21 protein-coding genes and 1 tRNA gene are annotated in these 23,824 nt (G+C 30.2%); 9 read left to right on the top strand and 13 right to left on the bottom strand.

The window, feature by feature from the left end; translation table 11 throughout:
- Nucleotides 1-9: 9 nt before the first annotated feature.
- The 10 genes from LPB302_RS07960 to msrB form a co-directional block, all read right to left on the bottom strand.
- Nucleotides 10-606: a nucleotidyltransferase family protein gene (locus LPB302_RS07960; protein ID WP_053974055.1), complete on the bottom strand. Its 597-nt coding sequence runs from the start codon at nucleotides 604-606 to the stop codon at nucleotides 10-12.
- Between the two features lie 4 nt (nucleotides 607-610).
- On the bottom strand, nucleotides 611-1,630 hold the full coding sequence (locus LPB302_RS07955; protein WP_053974056.1) for an XdhC family protein: 1,020 nt from the start codon (nucleotides 1,628-1,630) through the stop codon (nucleotides 611-613).
- 2 nt (nucleotides 1,631-1,632) lie between these two features.
- Complete coding sequence (locus tag LPB302_RS07950; RefSeq protein ID WP_053974057.1) at nucleotides 1,633-3,783, bottom strand: xanthine dehydrogenase family protein molybdopterin-binding subunit; 2,151 nt, start codon at nucleotides 3,781-3,783, stop codon at nucleotides 1,633-1,635.
- Between the two features lie 3 nt (nucleotides 3,784-3,786).
- Nucleotides 3,787-4,260 carry a (2Fe-2S)-binding protein gene (locus LPB302_RS07945; protein ID WP_053974058.1) on the bottom strand — a complete coding sequence of 158 codons (474 nt, stop codon included), beginning with the start codon at nucleotides 4,258-4,260 and terminating at the stop codon, nucleotides 3,787-3,789.
- A gap of 16 nt (nucleotides 4,261-4,276) precedes the next feature.
- Nucleotides 4,277-4,891 (bottom strand): hypothetical protein, encoded by a 615-nt coding sequence (locus LPB302_RS07940; RefSeq protein WP_053974059.1) that lies wholly within the window; start codon nucleotides 4,889-4,891, stop codon nucleotides 4,277-4,279.
- Nucleotides 4,892-4,977: 86 nt separating this feature from the next.
- Nucleotides 4,978-5,472, bottom strand: coding sequence for a peptide-methionine (S)-S-oxide reductase (locus LPB302_RS07935; protein WP_053974060.1), 495 nt, complete (start codon nucleotides 5,470-5,472; stop codon nucleotides 4,978-4,980).
- A 5-nt stretch (nucleotides 5,473-5,477) separates the two neighbouring features.
- The gene (locus LPB302_RS07930; RefSeq protein WP_053974061.1) at nucleotides 5,478-5,759 is read right to left on the bottom strand and encodes a DUF427 domain-containing protein; all 282 of its coding nucleotides are present in this window, start codon (nucleotides 5,757-5,759) and stop codon (nucleotides 5,478-5,480) included.
- Between the two features lie 15 nt (nucleotides 5,760-5,774).
- A complete protein-coding gene (locus LPB302_RS07925; RefSeq protein ID WP_053974062.1) occupies nucleotides 5,775-7,331 on the bottom strand; it encodes a protein adenylyltransferase SelO in 1,557 nt (518 codons plus the stop codon).
- Nucleotides 7,328-7,864 carry a peptide-methionine (S)-S-oxide reductase MsrA gene (gene msrA, locus LPB302_RS07920; protein WP_053974063.1) on the bottom strand — a complete coding sequence of 179 codons (537 nt, stop codon included), beginning with the start codon at nucleotides 7,862-7,864 and terminating at the stop codon, nucleotides 7,328-7,330. Before msrA ends, LPB302_RS07925 begins: the two co-directional genes overlap by 4 nt.
- Nucleotides 7,857-8,309, bottom strand: coding sequence for a peptide-methionine (R)-S-oxide reductase MsrB (gene msrB, locus LPB302_RS07915; protein ID WP_053975317.1), 453 nt, complete (start codon nucleotides 8,307-8,309; stop codon nucleotides 7,857-7,859). Before msrB ends, msrA begins: the two co-directional genes overlap by 8 nt.
- Nucleotides 8,310-8,473: 164 nt before the next feature.
- On the opposite strand from msrB, the gene LPB302_RS07910 reads away from it, so the two are divergent.
- Nucleotides 8,474-9,676: a Pycsar system effector family protein gene (locus LPB302_RS07910; protein WP_053974064.1), complete on the top strand. Its 1,203-nt coding sequence runs from the start codon at nucleotides 8,474-8,476 to the stop codon at nucleotides 9,674-9,676.
- Here the strand turns inward: LPB302_RS07910 and LPB302_RS07905 are convergent.
- Nucleotides 9,673-12,060 carry a hypothetical protein gene (locus LPB302_RS07905; protein WP_053974065.1) on the bottom strand — a complete coding sequence of 796 codons (2,388 nt, stop codon included), beginning with the start codon at nucleotides 12,058-12,060 and terminating at the stop codon, nucleotides 9,673-9,675. The genes LPB302_RS07910 and LPB302_RS07905 overlap by 4 nt on opposite strands.
- A 74-nt stretch (nucleotides 12,061-12,134) precedes the next feature.
- Complete coding sequence (gene der, locus LPB302_RS07900; RefSeq protein WP_053974066.1) at nucleotides 12,135-13,445, bottom strand: ribosome biogenesis GTPase Der; 1,311 nt, start codon at nucleotides 13,443-13,445, stop codon at nucleotides 12,135-12,137.
- An 81-nt stretch (nucleotides 13,446-13,526) separates the two neighbouring features.
- Between der and LPB302_RS07895 the strand changes: the two genes are divergently transcribed.
- Nucleotides 13,527-14,255 carry an SIMPL domain-containing protein gene (locus tag LPB302_RS07895; RefSeq protein WP_053974067.1) on the top strand — a complete coding sequence of 243 codons (729 nt, stop codon included), beginning with the start codon at nucleotides 13,527-13,529 and terminating at the stop codon, nucleotides 14,253-14,255.
- 6 nt (nucleotides 14,256-14,261) lie between these two features.
- Here the strand turns inward: LPB302_RS07895 and era are convergent, their stop codons facing one another.
- Nucleotides 14,262-15,143, bottom strand: a complete 882-nt coding sequence (gene era / locus LPB302_RS07890; RefSeq protein WP_053974068.1) for a GTPase Era — start codon at nucleotides 15,141-15,143, stop codon at nucleotides 14,262-14,264.
- Between the two features lie 111 nt (nucleotides 15,144-15,254).
- Here era and LPB302_RS07885 point away from each other — a divergent pair.
- The 7 genes from LPB302_RS07885 (at nucleotide 15,255) to LPB302_RS07855 (ending at nucleotide 23,788) form a co-directional block, all read left to right on the top strand.
- A tRNA-Met gene (locus tag LPB302_RS07885) sits at nucleotides 15,255-15,327 on the top strand.
- A gap of 109 nt (nucleotides 15,328-15,436) precedes the next feature.
- Nucleotides 15,437-16,747 (top strand): tyrosine-type recombinase/integrase, encoded by a 1,311-nt coding sequence (locus LPB302_RS07880; protein ID WP_231658713.1) that lies wholly within the window; start codon nucleotides 15,437-15,439, stop codon nucleotides 16,745-16,747.
- Nucleotides 16,748-17,246: 499 nt separating this feature from the next.
- The gene (locus LPB302_RS07875) at nucleotides 17,247-17,639 is read left to right on the top strand and encodes a hypothetical protein (RefSeq protein ID WP_143032676.1); all 393 of its coding nucleotides are present in this window, start codon (nucleotides 17,247-17,249) and stop codon (nucleotides 17,637-17,639) included.
- A 510-nt stretch (nucleotides 17,640-18,149) separates the two neighbouring features.
- Complete coding sequence (locus tag LPB302_RS07870; protein ID WP_255164330.1) at nucleotides 18,150-19,034, top strand: Swt1 family HEPN domain-containing protein; 885 nt, start codon at nucleotides 18,150-18,152, stop codon at nucleotides 19,032-19,034.
- Nucleotides 19,035-19,052: 18 nt separating this feature from the next.
- Nucleotides 19,053-20,051: a helix-turn-helix transcriptional regulator gene (locus LPB302_RS07865; RefSeq protein ID WP_053974073.1), complete on the top strand. Its 999-nt coding sequence runs from the start codon at nucleotides 19,053-19,055 to the stop codon at nucleotides 20,049-20,051.
- Nucleotides 20,052-20,114: 63 nt separating this feature from the next.
- Entirely contained in the window at nucleotides 20,115-22,610 is a 2,496-nt protein-coding gene (locus LPB302_RS07860; protein WP_053974074.1) for an N-6 DNA methylase, read from the top strand.
- Nucleotides 22,610-23,788, top strand: a complete 1,179-nt coding sequence (locus tag LPB302_RS07855) for a hypothetical protein (protein WP_053974075.1) — start codon at nucleotides 22,610-22,612, stop codon at nucleotides 23,786-23,788. The genes LPB302_RS07860 and LPB302_RS07855 overlap by 1 nt, the downstream gene beginning before the upstream one ends.
- Nucleotides 23,789-23,824: the final 36 nt, after the last annotated feature.

Raw genomic sequence — 23,824 nt, 5'->3', positions numbered from 1 at the left:
TAAAATTAACTATTTTAAAATTGACTTTCTATAAAGTTTTAATTCTTCTTGAGTGTCAATATCTATGTTGTTGGTTTGCAAATTTGATGATAAAACTTCAGTTTTATGTTCGTTAATAAAACTTTTAGCACCTTTATCACCATTAATAGTTAAAAGCGATTTAAAATAGGTTTTAGGTATAATTACAGGTACACCAAAGTGCGCTTTATATTGGGTTGCAATTATTTTAGAAGGGTTATTCAAATGTAGATTTTTCATTGATGATAGGTATTCTTCATCAATAGCTGGTTGATCTGCCAAAAGAATAAAAACAGCATCAAAATTTAAGTCATGTTCTTCAAAGTATTTAAGACCTGCAATAATGCTTGTACTTAGTCCCTTAGTATACTTATCATTAGAAATAGTTTGAATATTATGGAATACAATCGATTTTTTAATAAGACTTGCGTTTGCACCTAAAACACAATAGATGTTGCTTTTTTGTAGTTGATTTGCTTTCTCTAAAGTTATATTTAAAAGTGTTTTGTTGCCAACTTTTTCAAGTTGTTTAATGCTTTGCATACGAGTGGATTTACCAGCAGCCAATACTAAAATAGCAATACTCATAAATTTAATTACTGTGAATTTTACCTGTAATATTTCTTAGTGAAAAGGGTTCTTTATTTCTGGTAACTGCTAAAATTTCAGCAATAATAGAAATAGCAATTTCTTGAGGTGTTTTTGCACCAATATGTAAACCTGCAGGTGTATAAATGGTTTCTAAAAATGCTTCTGTAGTTTCAGGAGCAAACTCAAAAAGTTCATTAAATAAACGCTCTCTTCTTTTTGGAGCACCCAAAATACCTATATAATTAGAACAGTTTTCTTCAGATAATTTAACTAAATATTTTAAGTCTTGTACGTAACTATGATTCATTAAAACAATGGCACAATTTTCTTTAATATCCTTAAATTCGAAAGTTTCTGGACTTTCACCCAAAACCTTGCTTGCTCCAGGAAAATCAGACAATTGTTTACTGTCTTTTGCAGATGTTATCACTTCTATTTCCCAACCAAGATTCGCAGCAATTTTACATAACTGAACAGCATCATGCTCTCCACCAATAATTATCAATTTAAAAGCAGGTTGTAAAATTTGAGAGAAAAGCTGTGTGTTTTCTTCAGGTATAAAAGATTCTATAAATGAAAACTGTTTTTGATTTTCGAAAGTTATCATCGATCCAAAATCACCAAAACATTCGTCTTCTAATTTAAAATTACTTTCAATTTTTAGCGATTCTCTTTTAGAATAGGCTGTTGAAAAGGCGTTTAAAAACTCTTCTGTGATAGTTATTGGTTCTATCAAAATATATAAAATGCCCTCACAACCTAATCTGTATCTACCATCGTAAGTAATAATCTTTGGCTTGTTATCTCTAAATACAGTTTTTGCTCTTTGTATAATTTCTTTCTCTACACATCCTCCAGAAACTGCGCCTACAGAAGTTAAATCTTCAGAAATTAACATTCTTACACCAGGTTTTCTGTAAGATGAACCTTCTAAATGAACAACAGACGCCAACACATTTTTCAATCCTTTTTTCTGATTGATGGCTACTTGATGTATTATTTCTTTAAGTTCGTGAATCAATGTTAAGAGAGTTTTAGTGGCATTTCTGTTAATCTTTCTCCTGTTAATCTTCTAACTGCATTCCCAATTGCTGCTGCAATAGGCCCTAAAGGTGGTTCTCCTACAGGTCCTGGTTTATCTATACCTTGTATTAAATGCACGTTAATTTCTTTAGGAGCATGTTTAATCATTGCCATTTCATAAGGACCAAAGATGGTTGGTTGTAATTGCCCATCTTCAATATACATTTTTTCGTGCATGGCTGCACTCATTGCCATAATCATTGCACCTTCACATTGTGCTCTTACTTGATCTGGATTTACAGCAATTCCACAATCCATAACACAAGTTACTTTATGAACTTTAATTTCTTTTTCTACTATTGATACTTCAACCACCTGTGCACAAGGTGTTCCTGTATCTGTAGAACAGGCAAAACCCATTGCTCTTCCATTAGAAATAGCATTAGAATAATTAGATGCTTCTTGTGCTTTTATAATTACGTTTTTTAAACGAATACCTTCTTCATTGTCTTTTATTTGCGCTAAACGTAGTTCAATTGGGTTTTTATTGCCCTGCAAGGCTAGTTCATCTACAAAACTTTCTATGGCAAAAGTATTGGCTAATAGCCCTAAGCTTCTCCACCAACTTGTAGCAAAAGGCAATGTCTTATGCCATTGAATAGATCTTACATTTTTTATGTCACTATAATGAATTCTTCCTCCACGAATTGCACCAAAATCGGCACCCAAAACTTTATTGGCAATATCTGGTAAAAGCAAAGAATCTATGGCAACATTACCACTAGCAAAATGATGTTCTAAATTTTCTATTAGACCTTTATCATTCAACCTACCTTTCATAATATGATGTGTTGGAGGTCTAAACATATCATTTTGAAATTCTTCTTTTCTTGTAAAAAAATATTTTACAGGTTGCCCAACTGCTTTTGATAATTTTACTGCTTGAATTGCATGATTTGTGTTTAATCTTCGACCAAAACCACCTCCTAAATAAGTAGGTATAATATTAATATTGTTTTTATCAATATCTAGTGCTTTAGACAATTGATTTTGAGTAATACCTATAACTTGAGTAGATAAAATTACGGTTACTTTTCCATCTTTATAAGAAGCAACAGCTCCATTTGGTTCTAGTTGTGCATGAGCACCAATAGGACTTTTAAATTCTAATTCTAAAGTATCTTTTGCGTCAGTTTCTAGAACATCACCTTCTTTTTGAACAATCATTTCATCTCCACTGCCAACAGAAATTAAGGTTCTAATATCTTCTTCTGTCCATTTTTTAGGGACATTCCATTCTACATCAACTTCAAATTTTGCAGCCAAAGCTTCAGGATATGTTTTTGCAACAATACCTAGCCAATCATCAATTTGTACAACTTTTACAACTCCAGGCATTTGCTCTGCTTTGCTAAAGTTGGCACTTTTAAAAGTAGCACCAATGTATTCTGGTCTAAGAATCACAGCATGTAGCATGTTATCCATTTCTGCATCCATACCAAAAACAGGTTCTCCATAAACCTTGGCTTTTAAATCTATTCTAGGTATTGGTTTACCTACTAACTTATACGATTTTACAGGTTTTAGCTTTGGAGTATCTGGTATTTCCCAGTCAGTAACATCTTTAGCAATTTCTGCATAAGATAGTTGCTCATCACCATTAAAAACTATTCCGTTTTTAGTTGTTAATTTATCTACAGAAACATTCCATTTTTTAGAAGCTTCTAGTTTTACCATTTCACGAGTTGTTGCAGCCAATTCACGAAGTGTAGTCCATAAAGAGGCAATAGATAAACTACCACCTGTTCCTAAACTATCTATAATTCCGCTTGCTGAAGATGCAGCAATAACTTGAATTTGATCTATAGCTACATCTAATTCATCAGCCGCAATTTGTGCAAAGCCTGTAAAGGTTCCTTGGCCCATTTCAACCTTTGGAGAATGTAATACAATAGTGTTGTCTTTAGTAATTTCAAACCATAAATTGGCTTCTGTGCCTGAACCAGAATAAGGAGCTACAAATGATTCTGCAAAACCAATAATTTCTCTTCTAATAGGGTTTCGAAATAAGTAAGTACCAACAGCTAAAACACCAAGTGTACCTAAACCACCTCTAACTAAAAATTTTCTACGTGATAATTTTTTACTCATGGCTTATAGTTTGGTTTCTCTAGTTAATTCTGCAGCTCTATGAATAGCTTTTCTCATTCTATAATAGGTAGCACATCTACAGATATTTATAATATTATTATCAATATCTTCATCTGTAGGATTACTATTTTCATTTAATAATGCAGCAGTTGCCATCATAAAACCTGGTTGACAATAACCACATTGAGGAACTACTTCTTCTACCCAAGCCTGTTGAACTGGATGTGGATTTTCTGCATCACCTAAACCTTCTATAGTAGTAACATTTTTACCTTCAGCAAATTTTACAGCATAAGAACAAGAACGTACAGCAATATCATCTACATGCAAAGTACAAGCACCACAAGCTGCTTTACCACAACCAAATTTGGTTCCTTTTAAGTTTAACACATCTCTAACTACCCATAAAAGAGGTGTATTTTCATCAGAAACTTCTACAGAAACCTTTTTATCATTTATTGTAAAGGATATATTCATCGCTTATTTTTTGTAATTAATTTTCAGGAATAATTGCGCCATTTGCAATCCACTCTTTAACAACTCTTTTAAATTCTTCTTCAGAAATTGGTGGTTTTTCTCTTTTAATTCCTGCAGCATTTACACCAGGATTCCAAGCCCATAAAACCAAATCGTCTTCTGTTAAATGTTTTTCTACTCCTTTTAAATCTTTACCACCATTTTTGCTTTTGTCTAAAATAACTTCTGCAATTTCTTTTCTAGATAAGCCTTTCCAAGCCATAGATTGTGGAGCTAAACCCCAATGAGGAGCACCTGGTACACCTGAATAATTATTGTTTTCTTTTTGATGACAGGTTGCACATTTTGTAGCTTCAAACCCATGATCATCTTTACCTCCTCTCATATCAAAATAATGTGGATGACTGTCTATGCCTTGTTTGGGAACATTATCACTTGGATGACAATTCATACACCTTGGATGTGTTAAAACATCCATCATTTTTGTAAAATTATCTGCGTTTTCAGTAGAAGTTAAAACTGCATTTTTAATTGGTGAGTATTCTTTTTCTAACTTATTATAGTTGGTTGCCCATAGAATTCCACCCAACAATAAAAGCGGAATTACATAAAGACTGTTTCTTTTTTTCATGTATGGCTGATCTTTTTAGATAATAAACTGTTAATACTCGTTTATTGTATCTAAAGTTACTGTAAATAATTCAAAGAAAATAATTTCTACTTTTTTACGAGAATTTTATCAGAAAACTGATTAGAGATAAGCTCTAATTTTGGAAGAATGTATTTTTTACAAAAAGGTTTTTGAGGGTTCTTTTTGTAATAGTTTTGAAACTGACTATCAGATGGTTTAAATTTAGAAAAAGGTAAAACTTGTGTTATTATTTTGGCTGTTGTTTGTTTTTGAATTTCATCTAAAATAGCATTACTCGCTATTTTTTGTTCATCAGAAAAAATATAGATAGCAGATCTGTACTTTTTTCTCATAGAATGATTACTCGTACTTTTATGCGTCGCTAAATGCACTTGAATTAAATGCTTTAGTGATATTAATTCAGCGTAGAAATGTACAATAACTGCTTCTGAATAAGTGTTGTTTTCATTACTTGAAGATACCCAACCTTGTTCTACTTTTTCAACTCCTTTTAACGATTGAAAAACAGCTTCTGTACACCAATGACAACCACCACCAAAAGCTACTTTATCAATTTGCATATTTATTAGTCAGTAACTTTTACACCTTTCCAGAAAGCAACTCTATTTTTAATATTGTTGGCAGCTTCAAAAGGACGACCATAAAACCAAGCAGCATCTTTATTTTCTTTACCATTTACCATTAATGTATAATAAGAAGCTTCGCCTTTCCATGGGCAAGTTGTTCTTGTTGTACTTGGTATAAAAAAGTCTTTTTTGATACTATCTTCTGGAAAATAATGATTGTTTTCTACAACTACAGTATCATTACTTTCTGCTATAATTTCATTATTCCAAATTGCTTTCATAAATATTTATTTTAGTTAAGAACTACAAGATAACATAGAACAACCTACTTTATCTCTAGCCCATTCAGGTCTTTTTGCAAACCATTTTTCGTTTTCTGGCTGTTCTCCAAATGGATTTCTTAATAATTGAAACAATTCATCTATTAAGGTATAATCGCCATTATTTGCATCATCAATAGCCAATTGAGCCATATAATTTCTTAAAACGTATTTAGGGTTCGTAGCATCCATTTTTGCTTTACGTTCATCAATAGAAACTCTTTCTATGGCTAACCTTTCTCCATATTTTTTGAACCAAGTATTCCATCTATTGTGTACATCATCAGAAATATTTTCTAAATCATAAAAAGCATTTTCAATAAGTTTAAAACCTTTTTTATAATTTGAAAAATTACTTAAATTTCGAAAGAAAATAGTCATATCTGTTTCTACTAATTGCAAAGTATCTTCTAGTTCTTGAATCAAATTCGTGTCATCTTCATCAGAAACAAATAAGCCTAATTTACTTTTCATCATCAGTAAAGATTTTTTTTCAAAATCAACTTTATATTGATTTAAAATGGCTTCTAATGGGCCTGCATCTTCAATTAAAGGATATAAGGCGTTTGCAAGTTGATATAAATTCCATAACCCAATATTTGGTTGGTTTCCATATCTGTACCTTTTATTTCGTCTATCTGTGGTGTTTGGTGTCCAACCAAAATCGAAACCTTCTAGCCATCCATAAGGGCCATAATCTATGGTTAAACCTAAGATAGACATGTTATCTGTATTCATAACTCCATGCACAAAACCAACTCTTTGCCAATCAATAATCATGTCTAAAGTTCGGTTTGCAACTTCACTAAAGAATTGAACGTATGTTTCTTTTGATGGTTTCCCTAAATGCGTAAAATGATGTTTTATAGTATAATCTGTAAGTATTTTTAGGTTTGTAATATCATTTCTAGAGGCAAATATTTCGAAATTTCCAAAACGTAAAAAAGAGGGTGAAATTCTTGAAATAATTGCTCCTTTTTCATAAGCAGGATTTCCATCATACATTACATCTCTCAAAACCTGATCTCCAGATAAACTTAAGCTCAAAGCACGAGTTGTTGCTATACCTAAATGATGCATAGCTTCACTACATAAATACTCTCTTATTGATGAACGCAAAACAGCCAAACCATCTGCAGTTCTAGAATAAGGAGTTTCACCTGCACCTTTTAATTGTACTTTCCAATTTTTGTTTTGATGCTCAATTTCGAATAAATTGATAGCTCTACCATCACCTAATTGACCTGCCCAATTACCAAACTGATGACCTCCATAACACATTGCAAAAGGCTTTGTGTTTGCGTAAACTTCATTACCAGTAAACACATTTTTAAACAGTGCAGTTTTTGTGTCTTCCATTGTAATTCCTAATTCACTTGCCATTTCTTGTGATACATGAATAATTTCTGGCTGTTGTGTTTTTTTAGGAGTTACAAAAGAATATACAGCATCTGTTACTTGTCTTCTAGAGTTTTCTAAAATTTTATCTGCTGGTAAATTATTTAAAAAAGTATTCTTTAGGTTTAATTTCATGCTAATTTATCTGCGTGTAATTTTCTTAATTTAGATAATTTTGGTTCTATAACATATGTGCAATAGCCATAACCTTGATTGTTCTTGTAGAAGTCTTGATGTTCTTGTTCAGCTTCGTAAAAAATGGGTAATGCACTTACTTCTGTCACTATTTTATCATCAAAATAAACTTGTAACTGTTTTAAAACTTCATCTGCAATTTTTTGTTGATTTTCATCGTGATAAAAAATAACAGACCTGTATTGTGTGCCTCTATCTGCACCTTGTCTATTTAAAGTTGTTGGATCATGAGTGGTCATAAAAATGACTAAAATATCTTCGTAAGAAATAATATTTGCATCGTAGGTAATTTGAATTACTTCTGCATGACCTGTTAAACCAGAGCAAATTTCTCTATAAGTAGGTTTGCCTGGTGCATTACCACCTGCATAACCAGATACTACTTTTTCCACACCTTTAACTTCTAGAAAAACGGCTTCTGTACACCAAAAACAGCCTCCACCAACTGTAGCTAATCTAATATCTTTACTCATTTTGCTTTTCTAATTTCATAGATTCTGAATTAATACAATAGCGCAAACCACTTGGTTCTGGTCCATCAGGAAAAATATGACCCAAATGAGCATCGCAAGTATTGCATAATACTTCTACTCTAACCATACCAAATGTGGTGTCTTTTACATATTTGATTGCGTTTTCTTTAATAGGCTGTGTAAAACTAGGCCAACCAGAACTCGACTCATATTTTATGGTAGAATCAAAAAGAGGAGTATTGCAACATACACAATTGTACTGCCCTTCATCATATATAGAACATAATTCACCTGTATGTGGTCTTTCTGTGCCTTTTAATCTTGTAATTCTAAATTGTTCTGCAGTTAAGATTTCTTTCCATTCACCTTCAGATTTTTCTACTCTTTTATCAGGAGTTGGATTGCCTTTTGTTGCAAAATGTATAATGTCTTTCCAAGTTAACATATAATTATTTTCTTTTAAAGTTGTTCTTAAAAATAGTCGTTTAGACACTTTAAAAATTACAATAATAAAGTGTTTTATATTGATAATTAATCTTTATAAATTTACGATAAAATGAAGAGGTTATAAAGCGAAATTATTTGTTTATTTTTGATAAAAATTTTAGCATGAGCAACATTATTAATGAAGTAGAAAAATTTGTTTACAATTTATTGAGTGAGAAATTACATGCAAATTATGTGTATCATAATTTATCTCACACTCAAAGAGTTGTAGAGAAAACAATAGAGATTTCTGAAGATTCTAATATTAAAGGAGATGATTTAGAAAACTTAACTATTGCTGCTTGGTTTCATGATGTTGGTTTTACTGTAAGTGATGAAAATCATGAAGAGGAAAGTATTAAGATAGCTTCAGAATTTTTAAAATCGCTTAATTTTAGTGAGGATAGAATAGCTGCAATAGGTAATTTGATTCTTGCTACTAAAATGAATTCTATCCCTAAAAATAAATTAGAAGAGGTGTTAAGAGATGCAGATTCTGCACATTTAGCTTCTAAGAACTTTTTTGATTATACGTCTTTACTAAGAAAAGAGTGGGAGCTTGTTTTAGAAAAAACATACAGCAATAAGGAATGGATTGCTTTAAATCTTGCTTTTTTTACACAAAAACATAGATATTATACTGAGTTTGCTTTAAGAAATTGGAGTAAAACAAAAGATAAAAACTTAGCAAAACTTTTAAAAAATCAGAAGAAATTAAAGAAGGAGAATAAAAAGTTTAGACAGAAAAAAGAAGCTTTAGATATTAAGAAAAATAAAAGCATTGTGCCTGAAAGAGGTGTAGAAACAATGTTTAGAGTTGCTCTAAGAAACCATATAACTTTAAGTGATATTGCAGATACAAAAGCCAATATTTTACTTTCTGTAAATGCAATTATTGTTTCTTTAGCACTTTCTAGCTTATTGCCTAAATTAGATAATCCTTCAAATTCTCATTTATTTGTGCCAACTATTATTTTTGTTGGGTTTACAGTAATTTCTATTATCCTATCAATTTTGGCAACAAGACCAAATGTTACAGAAGGTAAATTTACCAAAGATGATGTAGCCAAAAGAAAAGTAAACTTATTATTCTTTGGTAATTTTCATCAAATGAAATTAGATGATTTTGAGTGGGGAATATCAGAAATGATGCAAGACAGAGATTATTTGTATGGCTCTTTAACCAAAGATTTATACTACCTAGGTTTGGTTTTAAATAGAAAATATAAGATACTTAGAATTACCTACACTGTGTTTATGACAGGTATTATTGTAAGTGTTATTGCGTTTGCAGTATCGTTTTCATTTCAAGAAATAACTCCTTAAGCTTCTATTTCTTTAATTAAATCGTTAAACGTAATCACTTTTTTGGCATCAAAATTTTCTTGATAAATAACTTCAACACGAAGTGCTTTAAGGCCTGTTGCTCCTTGCAATTCTTCTAATTCTAAGAACTCTAGTTTACCTAATTGATTTCTAGATTGTAAGAAATTGATGTATTTAATGTATTCTAAAGCATCTTTATCTTGTGAGTAAACAATTGCAATTTTACCAGGTACAGTTAATCTTTCCTCTGTATTTTTAATGTATGCTTTATCAATTCTCTTTTTAATGATTTCATAACGAATGTTATAAGCGCCATCAACATCAAATTGTTTTTCATCCATTCTAAACTTAATAGCCATAGGATTACTGTGCACTAAAATTAATGAAGCCACTCGCAATTCTTGATTCATTTTTGCTAGCTCACTGTAGGCAATATTCTCCATTTCACACATGGTTTGCAACTGCCATAAACGAAGATTGTATAAGTAAATATCATCAAAAGTATCTTCTTTAGTGATAGATTGCCCTATGTAAATATTAAATTCAACTCCATCTGTTTTATATCTCTCAAAATAATGAGGATACATTTTTTGAGCTTCTTTTTGTTTTAAATCTAAGTATCTAGAAAGCTTGTCATTTAAACGATTTACGCTTTTTTCGTACTCTTTTCTTTTTTCGTAAACCACTCCCAGATCTGGATCTAAACGATTCATGTAAGTGTTTACTTTTTTAGAAAGTTCTTTATTAATGTCTTTAATATGATTGAAAACAGGATAAATTTCTCGTTTTAAAAATTCTAGAATATTTATCTCATCACCAGCATTTAATTCGTTTTTTACCTCTTTTAAAAACGTGTTTATTCTAAACATTAGTTCTTTATAAATAGGTAAAGCTTCTTTCTTACAAGCATGTTCTAGCACATCTATAGCTAAAGAAAGTTGCGTTATTAAATCTTCTTGAATTGCTTCGTTTCTGGCATCAGAACTACCTTTAATATCACTTTGTCCAAAAATAGGATAGACATCATCAAATATAATTTCATCTAGTTTTGCATTCTCATTTGTTTGAGACTCAAAATGAAATTTTTCTACAGCTTCGTAAAAACGCCATTTTACAGCACTATGTATTGAGGTGTAATTCTCTTGAATGGTTGCTTCTAAAACATTTTGACGTTCTTCTGATGATCTTTTTACAGCAGCTTCAAAAACAGGAATAATATCCTTTAACTTGTTGATATTTACCGAATTTAAATCATAAGCTCTAGGAGAAGCAATTTCTAATAAAGCTAAATCACCTTTACCAGAAGCTTCTATTGGTATTAAAATGATACTCTTTATACCAGAATCATAAAGGTTCTGATAAAATGGATTTTTATTAGTTTTAAATCCATATTCATCGATATCAGAAATAATAAATGTTTCGTGTTTCTTAAAAACTTTTTGCATAATTGAGTTGCAGAAGTAAGAATTGTCACATTTAATTTCTTTTACACTGCTTAGAATTAAGCTGTTAGATTTGTTTACAATAGTTTCGCAAATCTTAGAGTTGATATTGTCAAAAATAGAATAGCCTAATCTTAAATCTTTTATACTATAAAAATCTCTTAAGTTATTTTGTAGTTTAAAAATTAATTGGTCTCCACCAGCTAATAAATTTGCTTTAATTGCAGACAGCATTTCTTCTGCAGTAACATCAAATAAGTTGATGATTCCAAATCCTTTAAAAATATAACTATTAATAGGAAACTTTTCTTTCCATAAATCTATATTCTCAAAATTATTCAGCAATTCTCTAAAATCATCTTGAGTAAGTTTTGGCGCATTTGCTGTGGGAATTACTTCAGAAAAATCGGCGTTAAATGCAGCTCTGTAGTATTTCATGGTTCCTGTTGTTTTGTCAGGAATATCGAAATAGAAAGGTCTTTTTATATCAATTTTAAATCCGTAAACAAATCCTAAAATAAAAGTACATGCCATTACAAACATGCTATTATCTTCAAAATTACGAACAACTAATTCATAATCATCACCTGCATTTTCTATTATATCTTCAAACCTGTCTGTAAACTTAAAAGAGGTAAATGAGAATGGTATACTGGCTGCTTTTATTTCATTTGTTCTTAAAGGTTCTGGAAATAAAGGATCTAAAAGTAAGTCTATTTGTTCTTTATAAGTAGTTAACAAACTTACATCAGAAAAACCATCTATTAATTCTGGAGTATTATTAAAAAGCTCTACCATTTTTTTTGCTGCATCATGATAAGGATGATGAGCAAAATTATTTTCGGCATATTTTTCAAATAAAACGAAAACTTTTTTAAAGGAAATATTGAGTTGTAATGGTAACTCTACATCATCTATTTTAGTTGATTTTATGATATTCATGCTTTAAAAATTATAAAATGGTACTCTTTTAGACGCTCGAATTGAGTTTAAGTTACAAAAAATATAATTGCTTCTTATTTTTGTCTAAAATAGATAGTTATTGGAACTCCAGAAAAATTATAAATTTCACGTAATTTATTCTCTACAAAACGTCTATAAGGATCTCTTACATATTGAGGTAAGTTACAGAAAAACGCAAATTGAGGCGTTTGCGTAGGTAGTTGCATACAGTATTTTATCTTAACAAACTTACCTTTTATTGCTGGTGGAGGATAATTTTTAACTACCTCTAACATTACATCATTAAACTTGCTTGTAGGTATTCTGTTTTTTCTGTTTTCAAAAACTTCTACAGCAGTTTCTATAGCTTTAAATAAACGTTGTTTTGTTAATGCAGATATAAAAACAATTGGTACATCTGTAAATGGTGCAATTTGTTCTCTTACCTTCGCTTCATAATCACGCATAGTATTGGTTTCTTTTTCAACCAAATCCCACTTGTTGATTAAAATAACAACTCCTTTTCTGTTTTTTTCTGCCAACCAAAATATATTTTGATCTTGCCCTTCAAAACCACGAGTAGCATCTATTACTAGAATAATTACATCAGAATATTCAATAGATCTTACAGCACGCATTACAGAATAGAATTCTAAATCTTCTTTTACTCTAGATTTTTTACGAATTCCTGCAGTATCAACTAAATTAAAATCGAAACCAAATCTGTTGTATTTGGTATCTATAGAATCTCTTGTAGTACCTGCAATGTTGGTAACAATATTTCTGTCTTCACCAATTAAAGCATTTATAAATGATGATTTACCTGCATTTGGTCTACCCACAACTGCAAATCTTGGTAATTCTTTCTTTTCTAAATCTACTTCTTCTGGAGCAGGAATTTTTTCTGCAATTGCATCTAATAATTCACCTGTTCCACTTCCATTTATAGATGAAATTGTATGATAATTACCTAATCCTAAGTTATAAAATTCAACAGCATCTGCATCACGCATTGCATTATCAACTTTGTTAACTGCAATGAAAATTGGCTTTTTTACTTTTCTTAAGAGTTTAGCAACTTCGGCATCCATAGGTGTTATACCATCTTCTACATCTACAACAAAAACAATTAAATCTGCTTCATCTATGGCTAATGCTACTTGTTTTCTAATTTCTTCTTCAAAAATATCATCAGAGCCAATAGCATAACCACCTGTGTCTATAACAGAAAATTCTTTTCCATTCCAATCAGATTTTCCATAATGCCTGTCTCTTGTAACTCCACTAACAGAATCTACAATAGCTTCTCTTCTTTGAACCAATCTGTTAAATAGAGTCGATTTTCCAACATTCGGTCTTCCTACAATGGCTATAATACTGTTCATTTTTAAAATAATTTGGTGCAAAGATACAATTAAAGCCAAGATTTTTAGTTGTATTTTTAGAGACAGTTAAATACCTTCATTATGAAAAAAAGTTTTAGTTCTATCGTATTTTCAATAGCAATAATTATTGCTGCCTATTTGTTGGGTGATGCCATTATAAATAGAAATAATGGTCAAGGGAATATTTCTGTAACTGGTTTGGGTAATGCTAATTTTACATCGGATTTAATTGTTTGGGAAGGATCCTTCTCAAACACCAATAAGCAGTTAAAATTGGCTTATAATAATCTTGAAAAGGATAAAAAAATTATTACAGAATATTTAATTTCTAAAGGTATTTCAGCAAATGAAATAGTATTTAAGGCTGTACAGAGTAGAAAAGATAATAAGTCAATGTATGTAAATGGTAAGTATGCAGGTGATGAATTTTTAGGCTATGTTTTAACTCAATCTTTACAAATAGATTCGAAAAATGTAGAAACAGTAGAAAAAATTTCTAGAGAAATAACAGAATTATTAAATAAGGGCATAGAGTTTTATTCTCAACCACCTAGGTATTATTATACAAAATTAGCTGATTTAAAAGTAGAAATGATTTCTAAGGCAACTGCAGATGCTAGAGCTAGAGCAGAGAAAATTGCTGACAATTCTGGAGGTCAATTAGGTGATTTAATTTCTGCAAAAATGGGAATATTCCAAATTACTGGTCAGAATTCTAATGAGAGTTATTCTTGGGGAGGCGCTTTTAACACCTCTTCTAAAGAAAAAACGGCATCAATTACAATGAAACTAGATTATTTATCTGAGTAGTAATAATTATTGTTGATAACCAAATCTCTTTAGTTGATTTTTATCGCTTCTCCAATTCTTATTAACTTTTACGTAAAGTTCAATAAATACCTTTTTTTGAAAAAAGCGTTCTAGGTCTTTACGTGCTTCTGCACCAACTCTTTTTATAGCTGTACCTTTATGGCCAATTATAATACCTTTCTGAGTATCACGTTCAACCATTATAATTGATCGAATTCTAACAATATTCTCTTCTTCTATAAAACTTTCGGTTTCTACTTCTACAGAATACGGAATTTCTTTTTTGTAGTGTGTAAGAATTTTTTCTCTTATTTTTTCGTTAACAAAAAAACGTTCATTTTTATCTGTTAGTTGATCTTTAGGATAAAAAGGTGGGCTTTCTGGAAGTAACTCTATAATTTTATAAAAAACAGCATCAACATTAAAACGTTCTAAAGCAGATATAACATACACAAATGAGTTAGGTACCTTATTTCGCCAATAAGCTATTTTTTCATCTACTTCTTCTTTGTTTGATTTATCAATTTTATTTAATAAAAGAATTACAGGAATTTTACTATGGATAATTTTATTAAAAAAAGCTTCATTTTTTAAGGCAGTTTCTCCAACCTCTACCATGTAGATTAAAATATCAGCATCTTCAAAAGCAGATTTCACAAAATCCATCATAGAAGATTGTAATTCATAAGCAGGTTTAATTATTCCAGGCGTATCAGAGAAAACAACTTGATATTCATCATGATTTACAATACCTAAAATACGATGCCTTGTTGTTTGTGCTTTTGGTGTAATTATTGAAAGTTTTTCCCCAACTAATGCGTTCATTAAAGTTGATTTTCCAACATTAGGATTACCTATAATATTTACAAAGCCTGCTTTATGTATCATAATACAAAGGTAATTAGTTTTAATCTTTGTTTAAATTTTTCTTGATTAAAAAAATAATTAAAATAAAGTTTGGTTTCTACTTAGTTTGTATTGTATATTTGCAGTCCAAATCGCGGGATAGAGCAGTAGGTAGCTCGTCGGGCTCATAACCCGAAGGTCACTGGTTCGAGTCCAGTTCCCGCTACTAGCGTAAAGCGTATTAAATCAACGAATTGTGTCTCACAATTCGTTTTTTTATGCCTTTAAATTCTTTACTTTTACAAAACGTACACGAAAACGTACACGTTTTTTCTATGAAATTGAATTATTCTGAACCAAAAATCTACACTGGAGGAGTAGATATTTCGACTTGGTCTAAACTTACAGCTAAACAAAAAAATAACGCTTTAGAGCGACCTTGGTATCTCTATTTTTCTTTTCGAGATCCATCGTCTGGAAAATTAGTTAGACAACCTAATATTAAAGCTGGTGCCAATCGATTTAAAACCAAAACAGAACGTTATGCTTATTTGAGGAAACTTCAGCAATCGTTAATACAATTATTGCAATTTGGATTTAATCCGTATGAAGATAATACTGATCTAGAAAATCAATTTCTTTCTGGGGAAAAAACGCAATCGAAGAAAGAGCCTCAAATTAAAAATCAAGTTAAGGAGAAGGATTTAAAAAAAGAAAATATAAAGCCTAAGGAGGTTCAAGAGATTCCTGAAAAAACAATAGAAGAGGCACTTGATTTTGCTTTAGATATTAAAGTAAGTATGATGAACAAAAATTCCTTTGTTCAATATAGTAGTAGAATTGGTCTTTTTAAAAAATGGTTGAAGTCTAAAGAATATCTGAATAAACCATTAAGTTTTATTACTAGAAGAATTATTACAGAGTATTTAAATGAAGTTCTGAAAAGAACTAGCCCAAGAAATCGAAATAATTCAAGAACTGATCTTGCCTCAACATTTCAACTTTTAGAAGATAATGAATGGATAACTGTCAACTTTGTAAAAAGAATACCAAAGTTAAAATCTGTTCCAAAGAGGAATAAAACTTATTCTCCAAAACAGGAAGACGAAATTTTTAAATACCTAGAGAAGAATGATCCTTACATGATTTTATTCATTCGATTTGTTTCTTACAGTTTTTTGCGTCCTATAGAGATTTGTAGACTAAAGGTTGAAGATATCGATGTTGAAAATAAATTGATGTACATTAAGTCAAAGACAAAACCAGTTCAAAAGAAAATTATACCACAAATTTTGTTGGATCATCTTCCAGATTTATCACAAAAAGACCCAAGAGCTAACTTATTCGGACGCTATGAAATTGGCGAGGTTTGGGATGCAGAACCTATTAATAAAAGAAACGAATTCTCAAAACGTTTTAAGGCTGTTAAAGATCATTTCAAATTAGGGTCCGATTATGGTATATATAGTTTCAAACATACTTATGTTACAAAATTATATGTGAAGTATGTAAAAACCATGACTCCTCAGCAAGCTAAAAGTAAATTAATGAATATTACTGGTCATGTTACGTTAGATGCTTTACAAAAATACTTAAGAGATATCGATGCAGAAATGCCAGCTGATTATTCAGAAGATTTTGCTTAATTGAATGAATTGGTTTTTAGGTAATTGAATTGACTTCAAATGTTTAGAGAACTTTTTTTATTCAAAAGGGTTATATAAATTAAACCTTCATTTGCTTTCTGATAATCGAGGTTATTTGATTTACTCCTTAAATCATTCCATTTAAAACTTGATAAAAGTTGTGCACGGTCATTAAAAGTTGGTTTAAGTCGTGCACAGTCATGTCGTATCTAGTAAACTCGGTATTTGATGGCTCATAAACTATCTAATTTTGTAATTAGATATGAATTCAGATACAGTTTATCAAATAGCTAAAGCGCTTCCCAACGAAGAGCAATTGTTGTTGTTGAGAAAACTACAGAAGGATTTTAGCATATCAAAAAGGCCTAAAAAGAGAAGGACATCACCAATTAGTAGGGAAGAAGCAACTCAATACTTATTGGATAATGTATTCAAAAAGAGGTAAAAAAAAGATAAAAACCAACGATTAAACGTTAATCGTACGTAAAATTAACGCTAAATGGAAACAAGAAATTACCAATGTCATTACTGCAAAAAAGAATATGTACCTAAAAGAAGAGGAGTGCAAAAGTTTTGTAGCAACAGTTGCAGAGTGCGCTCACATCAATTAAAAAACAAACCAACAGTAAAAGCAACAACACTTTCAATGGTTTCAAACAAAAATAAAATGGAGTTTCAAAAGACTAAAATCGATCAGATAAGTTTATCTGGGGTAAGCAATGCAGCTATTGGTTCTGGAGTTGTTGAGTTAACAAAAGAAATATTCACATCTAAAGAAAATAAGCCTGCAACAAAAAAGGATATTCAGCGATTAGAGTATAGGGTAAATCAATTGTTGAAAGAGCTGGAAAAGAAGGATGAGGGGGTTACGTCAATTTTTAAGTTTATTTAATTCTAGTTTTTGAGTTTAAGAGTATTTTGTCATAATAGGTAAAAAAATAAGCGAATAATTTATATTCTTTTACTTCTTTTGCTTTATTTCAGTAGATTATATATCTTTAATTTTTGGCTACAAATAGCTAAAATTGCACGGGAATTAAGAAAATATAAACCAAAACTTTTGAAAATAGGTCAATTAGTAAAAACGTATGTACCATTAATATTTAATTATTGCTCTTCTAAAGATAATGCGGAATTAGATAGGCTCTCGGACAAAGAGTATTCTAAAAAAATATTTGGAATAAACTATCCTTTTTGTGCAAGAATAGATGCGCCTATCATGGATAATGAGTCCAAAAGATTTTGGAAACAGAGTTTTTATGTTCAGAGTAAAGAATATAGAGTTTCTAGTCAATGGATCATTTCCCATAAACCAAAATTTTTAAAGTATCTCCTTCAACTAAATATTATTGACAACGAAAAATTCCAAGAATTAAATAAACAAGTAGTCCATAATGCAAACTTGAAACAATCAATACAAATTTCAAATAATAACATATCAGTAGAGCCTAAAAATAAACTCGAAAAGGAGGCATTTGATATGAGTAAACATTATCAAAAGTTTTATTATCTAGAGCGTTCAATTCGCATATTGATTGAAGAAGTCATGATAAAAGCCTATGGTGTAAATTGGTGGAGTAGTATTGACGATCGAGTAAAACGAAATGTAGAAAGGAATTTAGATTACGAATTAGATACTTCTCATACAAAAAGGTCAGAACGTGCAATTGACTATACTACTTTTGGAGATCTTAGGAAAATCATAAATAATCATTGGGAGGTATTTTCTGAAAAATTTAGTAGAAACTTAAATTCTGTAAATGAAGTATTAATAGACTTAAACCGTTTAAGAGTTTCAATTGCACATTGTTCACCATTAGCAGAAAAAGAAGTAAAACGCCTTGAAATAAGATTAGATGATTGGAGTGATGTGTTAGTTAGTCAGAAAAAAAAAACGGCAATAAGTTTTAATGAATTTCAAGAGAGTGCTGAAAAGTATGTTAATCAAAATAAGTATAAGGATACTTCATTTCTGAATACAGATAATAGTTTTATAGTAACATTAGGTAAGAAATACTATGAGGACGGTTTTTTTAATGTAAGAGTTAGATATTCAGAACAATTTGGAGAAGACTCGTCTAAAATAAAAATTCAATTAGGTGAAAATTCTAAAAACTTCACGATTGGTAAAGTAAACAGAACAGCCAATACAAATGCGACTCCAAGAATTTTTGCAGGTCCTTTATATAAAAAATGGGTGCAAGCTCATTTTATGAGAGGTGATATATTTAGAGTTGAAGTAATCGAAAAAGACTTTATCAAACTGAGTCAAATAAAAGATCAGTAATATAATATATTATTTAAAATGGCAAATAGCAAACATGCACACTTAAGATATAACATACTAGATTACTGCTTTCGAAATAAAGCATTTACGTTTAATCAATTATTAGAATACGTAAATGATAAAATTGCTGAAATATATTCAGGTGAAGGTATCGAAATAAGAACGCTTAGGGCTGATTTAAAGGTGTTTAGAGATAAGGAAAATGGCTTTGGAGCACCACTTCCAGAAAAAGTTAGAATTCTTCAGTATTCAGATACCAATTTTTCAATAGCCCAACAACCATTATTGGAGTATGAGCAATATTTAATTGACGCTTCACAACAGTTATTAGAGCGTTTTGAAAATCACCCAAAGTATGATAAACTAGCTGAAGCTTTAATCAAATTTCAGGATGAGGAAGATTCGAATAGAGATTCTTCCAAAATCTTATTCTATGACCAAAATGAAGAATATAAAGGAATAAAATATTTGAAACCTTTGTACTTAGCGATTCAAAAAAAACAGGTATTACAAATAAAGTTTAAAGGTTTTAAAGATGCTACATATAAAACTTTTGAATTTCATCCACATATATTAAAACAGTACAACAGAAGGTGGTTTGTTTTTGGGTATAACAAAACAGCACAAAGATGGCAACACAGTATTCCTTTAGATGAACGACTTATTAATTTTAATATCCTTGAAGATGTTGAATATGAAGATTCACAAAATGATTGGGATGCTTTTTTCAGAACAATGGTAGGGGTGAGAAGAACTTCTGTAGAAGTAGAAAAAGTAGTTTTAAAGTTTTACCATGGACGTGAAGACTACTTTAAAACAAAACCTTTTATTCCAGATTTCGATGAATTTTTTGAAGAAGATAAACAAGATCAAGTTTGGTTTATGGCTATTATTAATCCCGAATTGATTCAGCAAATTTTATCATATGGTCAGGATGTTGAGGTCATACAACCTGAAGAATTAAAGTTAAAACTTAAGGAACATTCCAAGACAATGGATAGTTTTTACAAAGAATAAAAACTATGCGATTATTTTGCATATTAAAGCGGTTAATTTGCATAATTCTATTTAGAGAAGTTTATGAGAGAAGATAATTATATAAATATAGATGTTGTTGAAAGAATTTCTAATCAAGTTTGGAGATGTGCTGATTTACTTTATCAGTCGGCAGCGGTTGATTCAACTAAACTTGTTTTATTCCTTCTTTCCGCCTATAAAGATGATGCTTTTCCGCGTATTCAATACATAAATGATTCTAATTGGGTTGAAGAGTTTTTTCAGGCACTTAAACATGATTCATTTTATAATAAAATTCTTAATGTTTATTCCGATAATTTAAAGAGTATTCATCCTAATGCATTTGCTGAAGTTGTTCAGTGTTTTTATCAAATCGATAAATATCAATTAAAAAATAATTTTTCAGAAGTTTTTGAACATTTGCTTCAAAAATTCATTGATTATCAAGGGAAAAGGTCCGGAGAATCCATACAGCCAAAAGAAATAAGTAGGCTAATCATTGAATTAGCTAACCTAGATAGTAATGCTAAAGTTTATAATCCTTTTGCTGGTTTGGCTTCTTTTAGTATTTATTTAAAAGATGATCAAGAATATCATGGTCAAGAAATAAATACATCTACATGGGCAATTGGACAGTTAAGACTTAAGGCTCATAGTAAAGGCTGTAGTTTCAGTTACGAGTTAGATAATTCAATAAAAAACTGGAATGAATTTCAAAAATTCGATCTTATTGTAGCTACACCACCATTCAAAATGCGTCTTCAAAGACCCTTATACTCGAATTTAATTGACAATAACTATCGGGATGTTGAAAGTTTTTTAGTCGATAAAGGAATCCGTTCCCTAAGCAATAACGGAAAACTTATTACTGTATTTTCGCTATCTTTTCTTTTTAGTGGTGGTCGTTTAGCAAAATTAAAAAGATCCTTAATAGATAATAATCTTATTGATACCATAATTACATTACCTTCTGGTTTACTTTCAAATACAAGTATTCCTATTTGTATTTTAATATTTAAAACTATTTCTTCACGACCAGGATATATTAAATTTATAGATGCCTCTAGTTTTTTTACTAAAGATGGGCCAAGAAGTAAAAGATTAAATGATTTTAAGCTTATAGAGTTAATCAATCAAGATACAGAAAATGAATTCTTGAGATACATTAACGTTGAAGAGATCTATAATAATGATTTTGATTTATCTGTTGGGAGGTATTTTTTAAAAGATATTCAAGGAACAAAAATTTCCGATTTTTCATCGATTATAAGAGGTTTAAGAGCGCCAATCAATGAACACATGAAACAAGTCCAAATTCGAAACCTTAAGGGTGATGTTTTTGATAGTGTATTGACTACTGAAGAATTAGAAAATACCCTTATAAATAGAGGAGCATTTAGGGTTATCGATGAATCTTGTTTATTGATCGCAACAAGGTGGAACACGTTAAAACCTACGTTTTTTAAGTATACTGGAGAGCCAATAGTCATATCTCAAGCTATAGTCGCATTGAGGCTAAATGAAAATATTGTTAACCCAACATTTTTAATAAATGAATTTTCTGCAGATTATGTACTAAAACAATTAAATAGCTATAGAGTGGGTTCTGTGCAACCAATGCTAAGAAAAAAAGATTTAGAAAATATCAAGTTCCAATTGCCTTCTATACAAGAGCAAAGGGCTAAAGTTAGCGGAATCATTGAGCTTACAAAAAGACTGAGGAAAATAGAGACTGAAAAAGAAAATATACTCAGTGGTATTCACAAGGAGGAAACTGAAAGCTCTACGTCTTTAAGTCATATATTAGGTAAACCTTTACTTAGCATAGGTTCGTCAATTGAAATAATTCAAAATGCATTGTCTAATTTAGATCCAAATTGGAAGAGTTATTTAATTAGTCAAAAAAGACAATTTACATTAGTTGATGCTTTCGATTCCATCACTAAAAACGTTAAATATATACAGGAACTAGCTGATAAAAACACTTCATTGGTAAGTGTTTCAAATTTTGAACTAAGTGAACTTCATTTTCTTAAATTCTTATCAGAATTTGTAAAAGATGAAAAGAAAAGCTTAAACAATAATATTAGTTTGAAACTAGATATTCATGAGGATATTAAGGAGTTAATGGATAATCAAGTGTTAATTAAAGGAAATCCTCAAAAGTTAAGAATTGCTTTGGTTAATTTATTAGATAATGCCAAAATACATGCATTTACAAATAAAGAGAAATCCAATAAAATTGTTATTGAGATTTTACCATTCACAAACAACGAGGAGGTAGCTTCTTATTTTAATTATGATATTGATGTTAAGAAATCTTATGTAGAAGTTAAAATATCAAATACAGGAAACTCTTTCCCTAAAGACTTTACTTTAAAAGATTATTCTCGAAAGAATTTTTCAGCTGGTAAAACACGTAATAGAGGGTTAGGAGGTTATGAAGTCAATGAAATATTAAAAGCACATAACGAAGGTAAAAATGCTTTAAATATTGTTTCTAACAAAGAAGACTCAGAATACAGTACTACAGTTTCATTTATAATACCAATACTATAATGAGTAAGACATATAATATACTTTGGATTGACGATGAGCACGATCACCCGGAAATGGAGCCTTTTATAATCCAAGCAGAAACTATTGATATAATTCTACACGGATTTAGTAATTTTAAAGAAGGTTTTGCAAATTTAAATGATAATCTTAATCATTATGATGCTATCTTATTAGATGCTTTATTTTTAGAGAATGAAAACTCTGAAACGGTTAACAATAAGGGCTTAGGAGCTTCAATCGCTAAAATTAACGAATTAAAAAGTAAAAAAGCTTTTCCATATTTTGTTTTATCTGGTCAGCCCACTTTTACAGAAAAAGAAAATGATATTTTAGAGGCTAATAATCTTAAATGTTACAATAAAAAAAATGCAGATGATGTAAAAGAGCTTTTAAAAAACATAAAAGAAGAAGCAGATTTACAATTAGACCTTCAAATAAAACATGAAAATCAATTATTATTTGAAGTTTTAAAAAACTACCCAGATACAGCTAGAAACACATTTATTTCAATATTTAAAGGTCTTAAAGGTTTAAATAATCAATTTGATGATGAATTATACTTTACCCAATTAAGAATTATATTGGAAACTATGTTCAGAATGGCAAATGCTTGTGGATTATTGCATGACAAATGCGTACAAATCAATGGTAATCAAGTTAATTTAACTGAGTCATATCGATTTCTTTCAGGATATGACACTAAACACCTTAAGATAAGTTGTTCTGTTACTCATTTTCCTAAATTGATATCAAATAATATTGAAAATATAATTCATACTACAGGAGCGGCATCTCATACTTCAGTAGTTGATACAACTGAGAATATACATATTCAGGCATATCGTAAAGACATAAATACGCCATATTTGCTTTATTCCTTGGCTCTTCAATTAATGGATGCTATTATATGGTTTGATAAGTATAGTAAAGCTAATAATGATATTGCTATAAATAAGTCTTACTGGCAAGATATTGATGAAGATCAATATGGTAATAAATTTGAAATTGCTGCTATAACAAATATATCTGAATCTAAATGGGGAACAGTAATTTTAGAAAATGGAAAAAGAGTTAGTGTTTACCATGGAGATGTAACCAGTAATAATCTTAGTGTAGGTGATCCGATAAAATTCACTGTTACTGATTCAGCAAAGGCTCAAAACATAATCAAACTCTAACTATGCAAAAACCCTGCACACCTCAACCTTAAATTT

This window comes from Polaribacter dokdonensis (assembly GCF_024362345.1).
Lineage (GTDB): Bacteria > Bacteroidota > Bacteroidia > Flavobacteriales > Flavobacteriaceae > Polaribacter > Polaribacter dokdonensis.
This window is presented reverse-complemented; position numbering and strand designations above follow the sequence as displayed.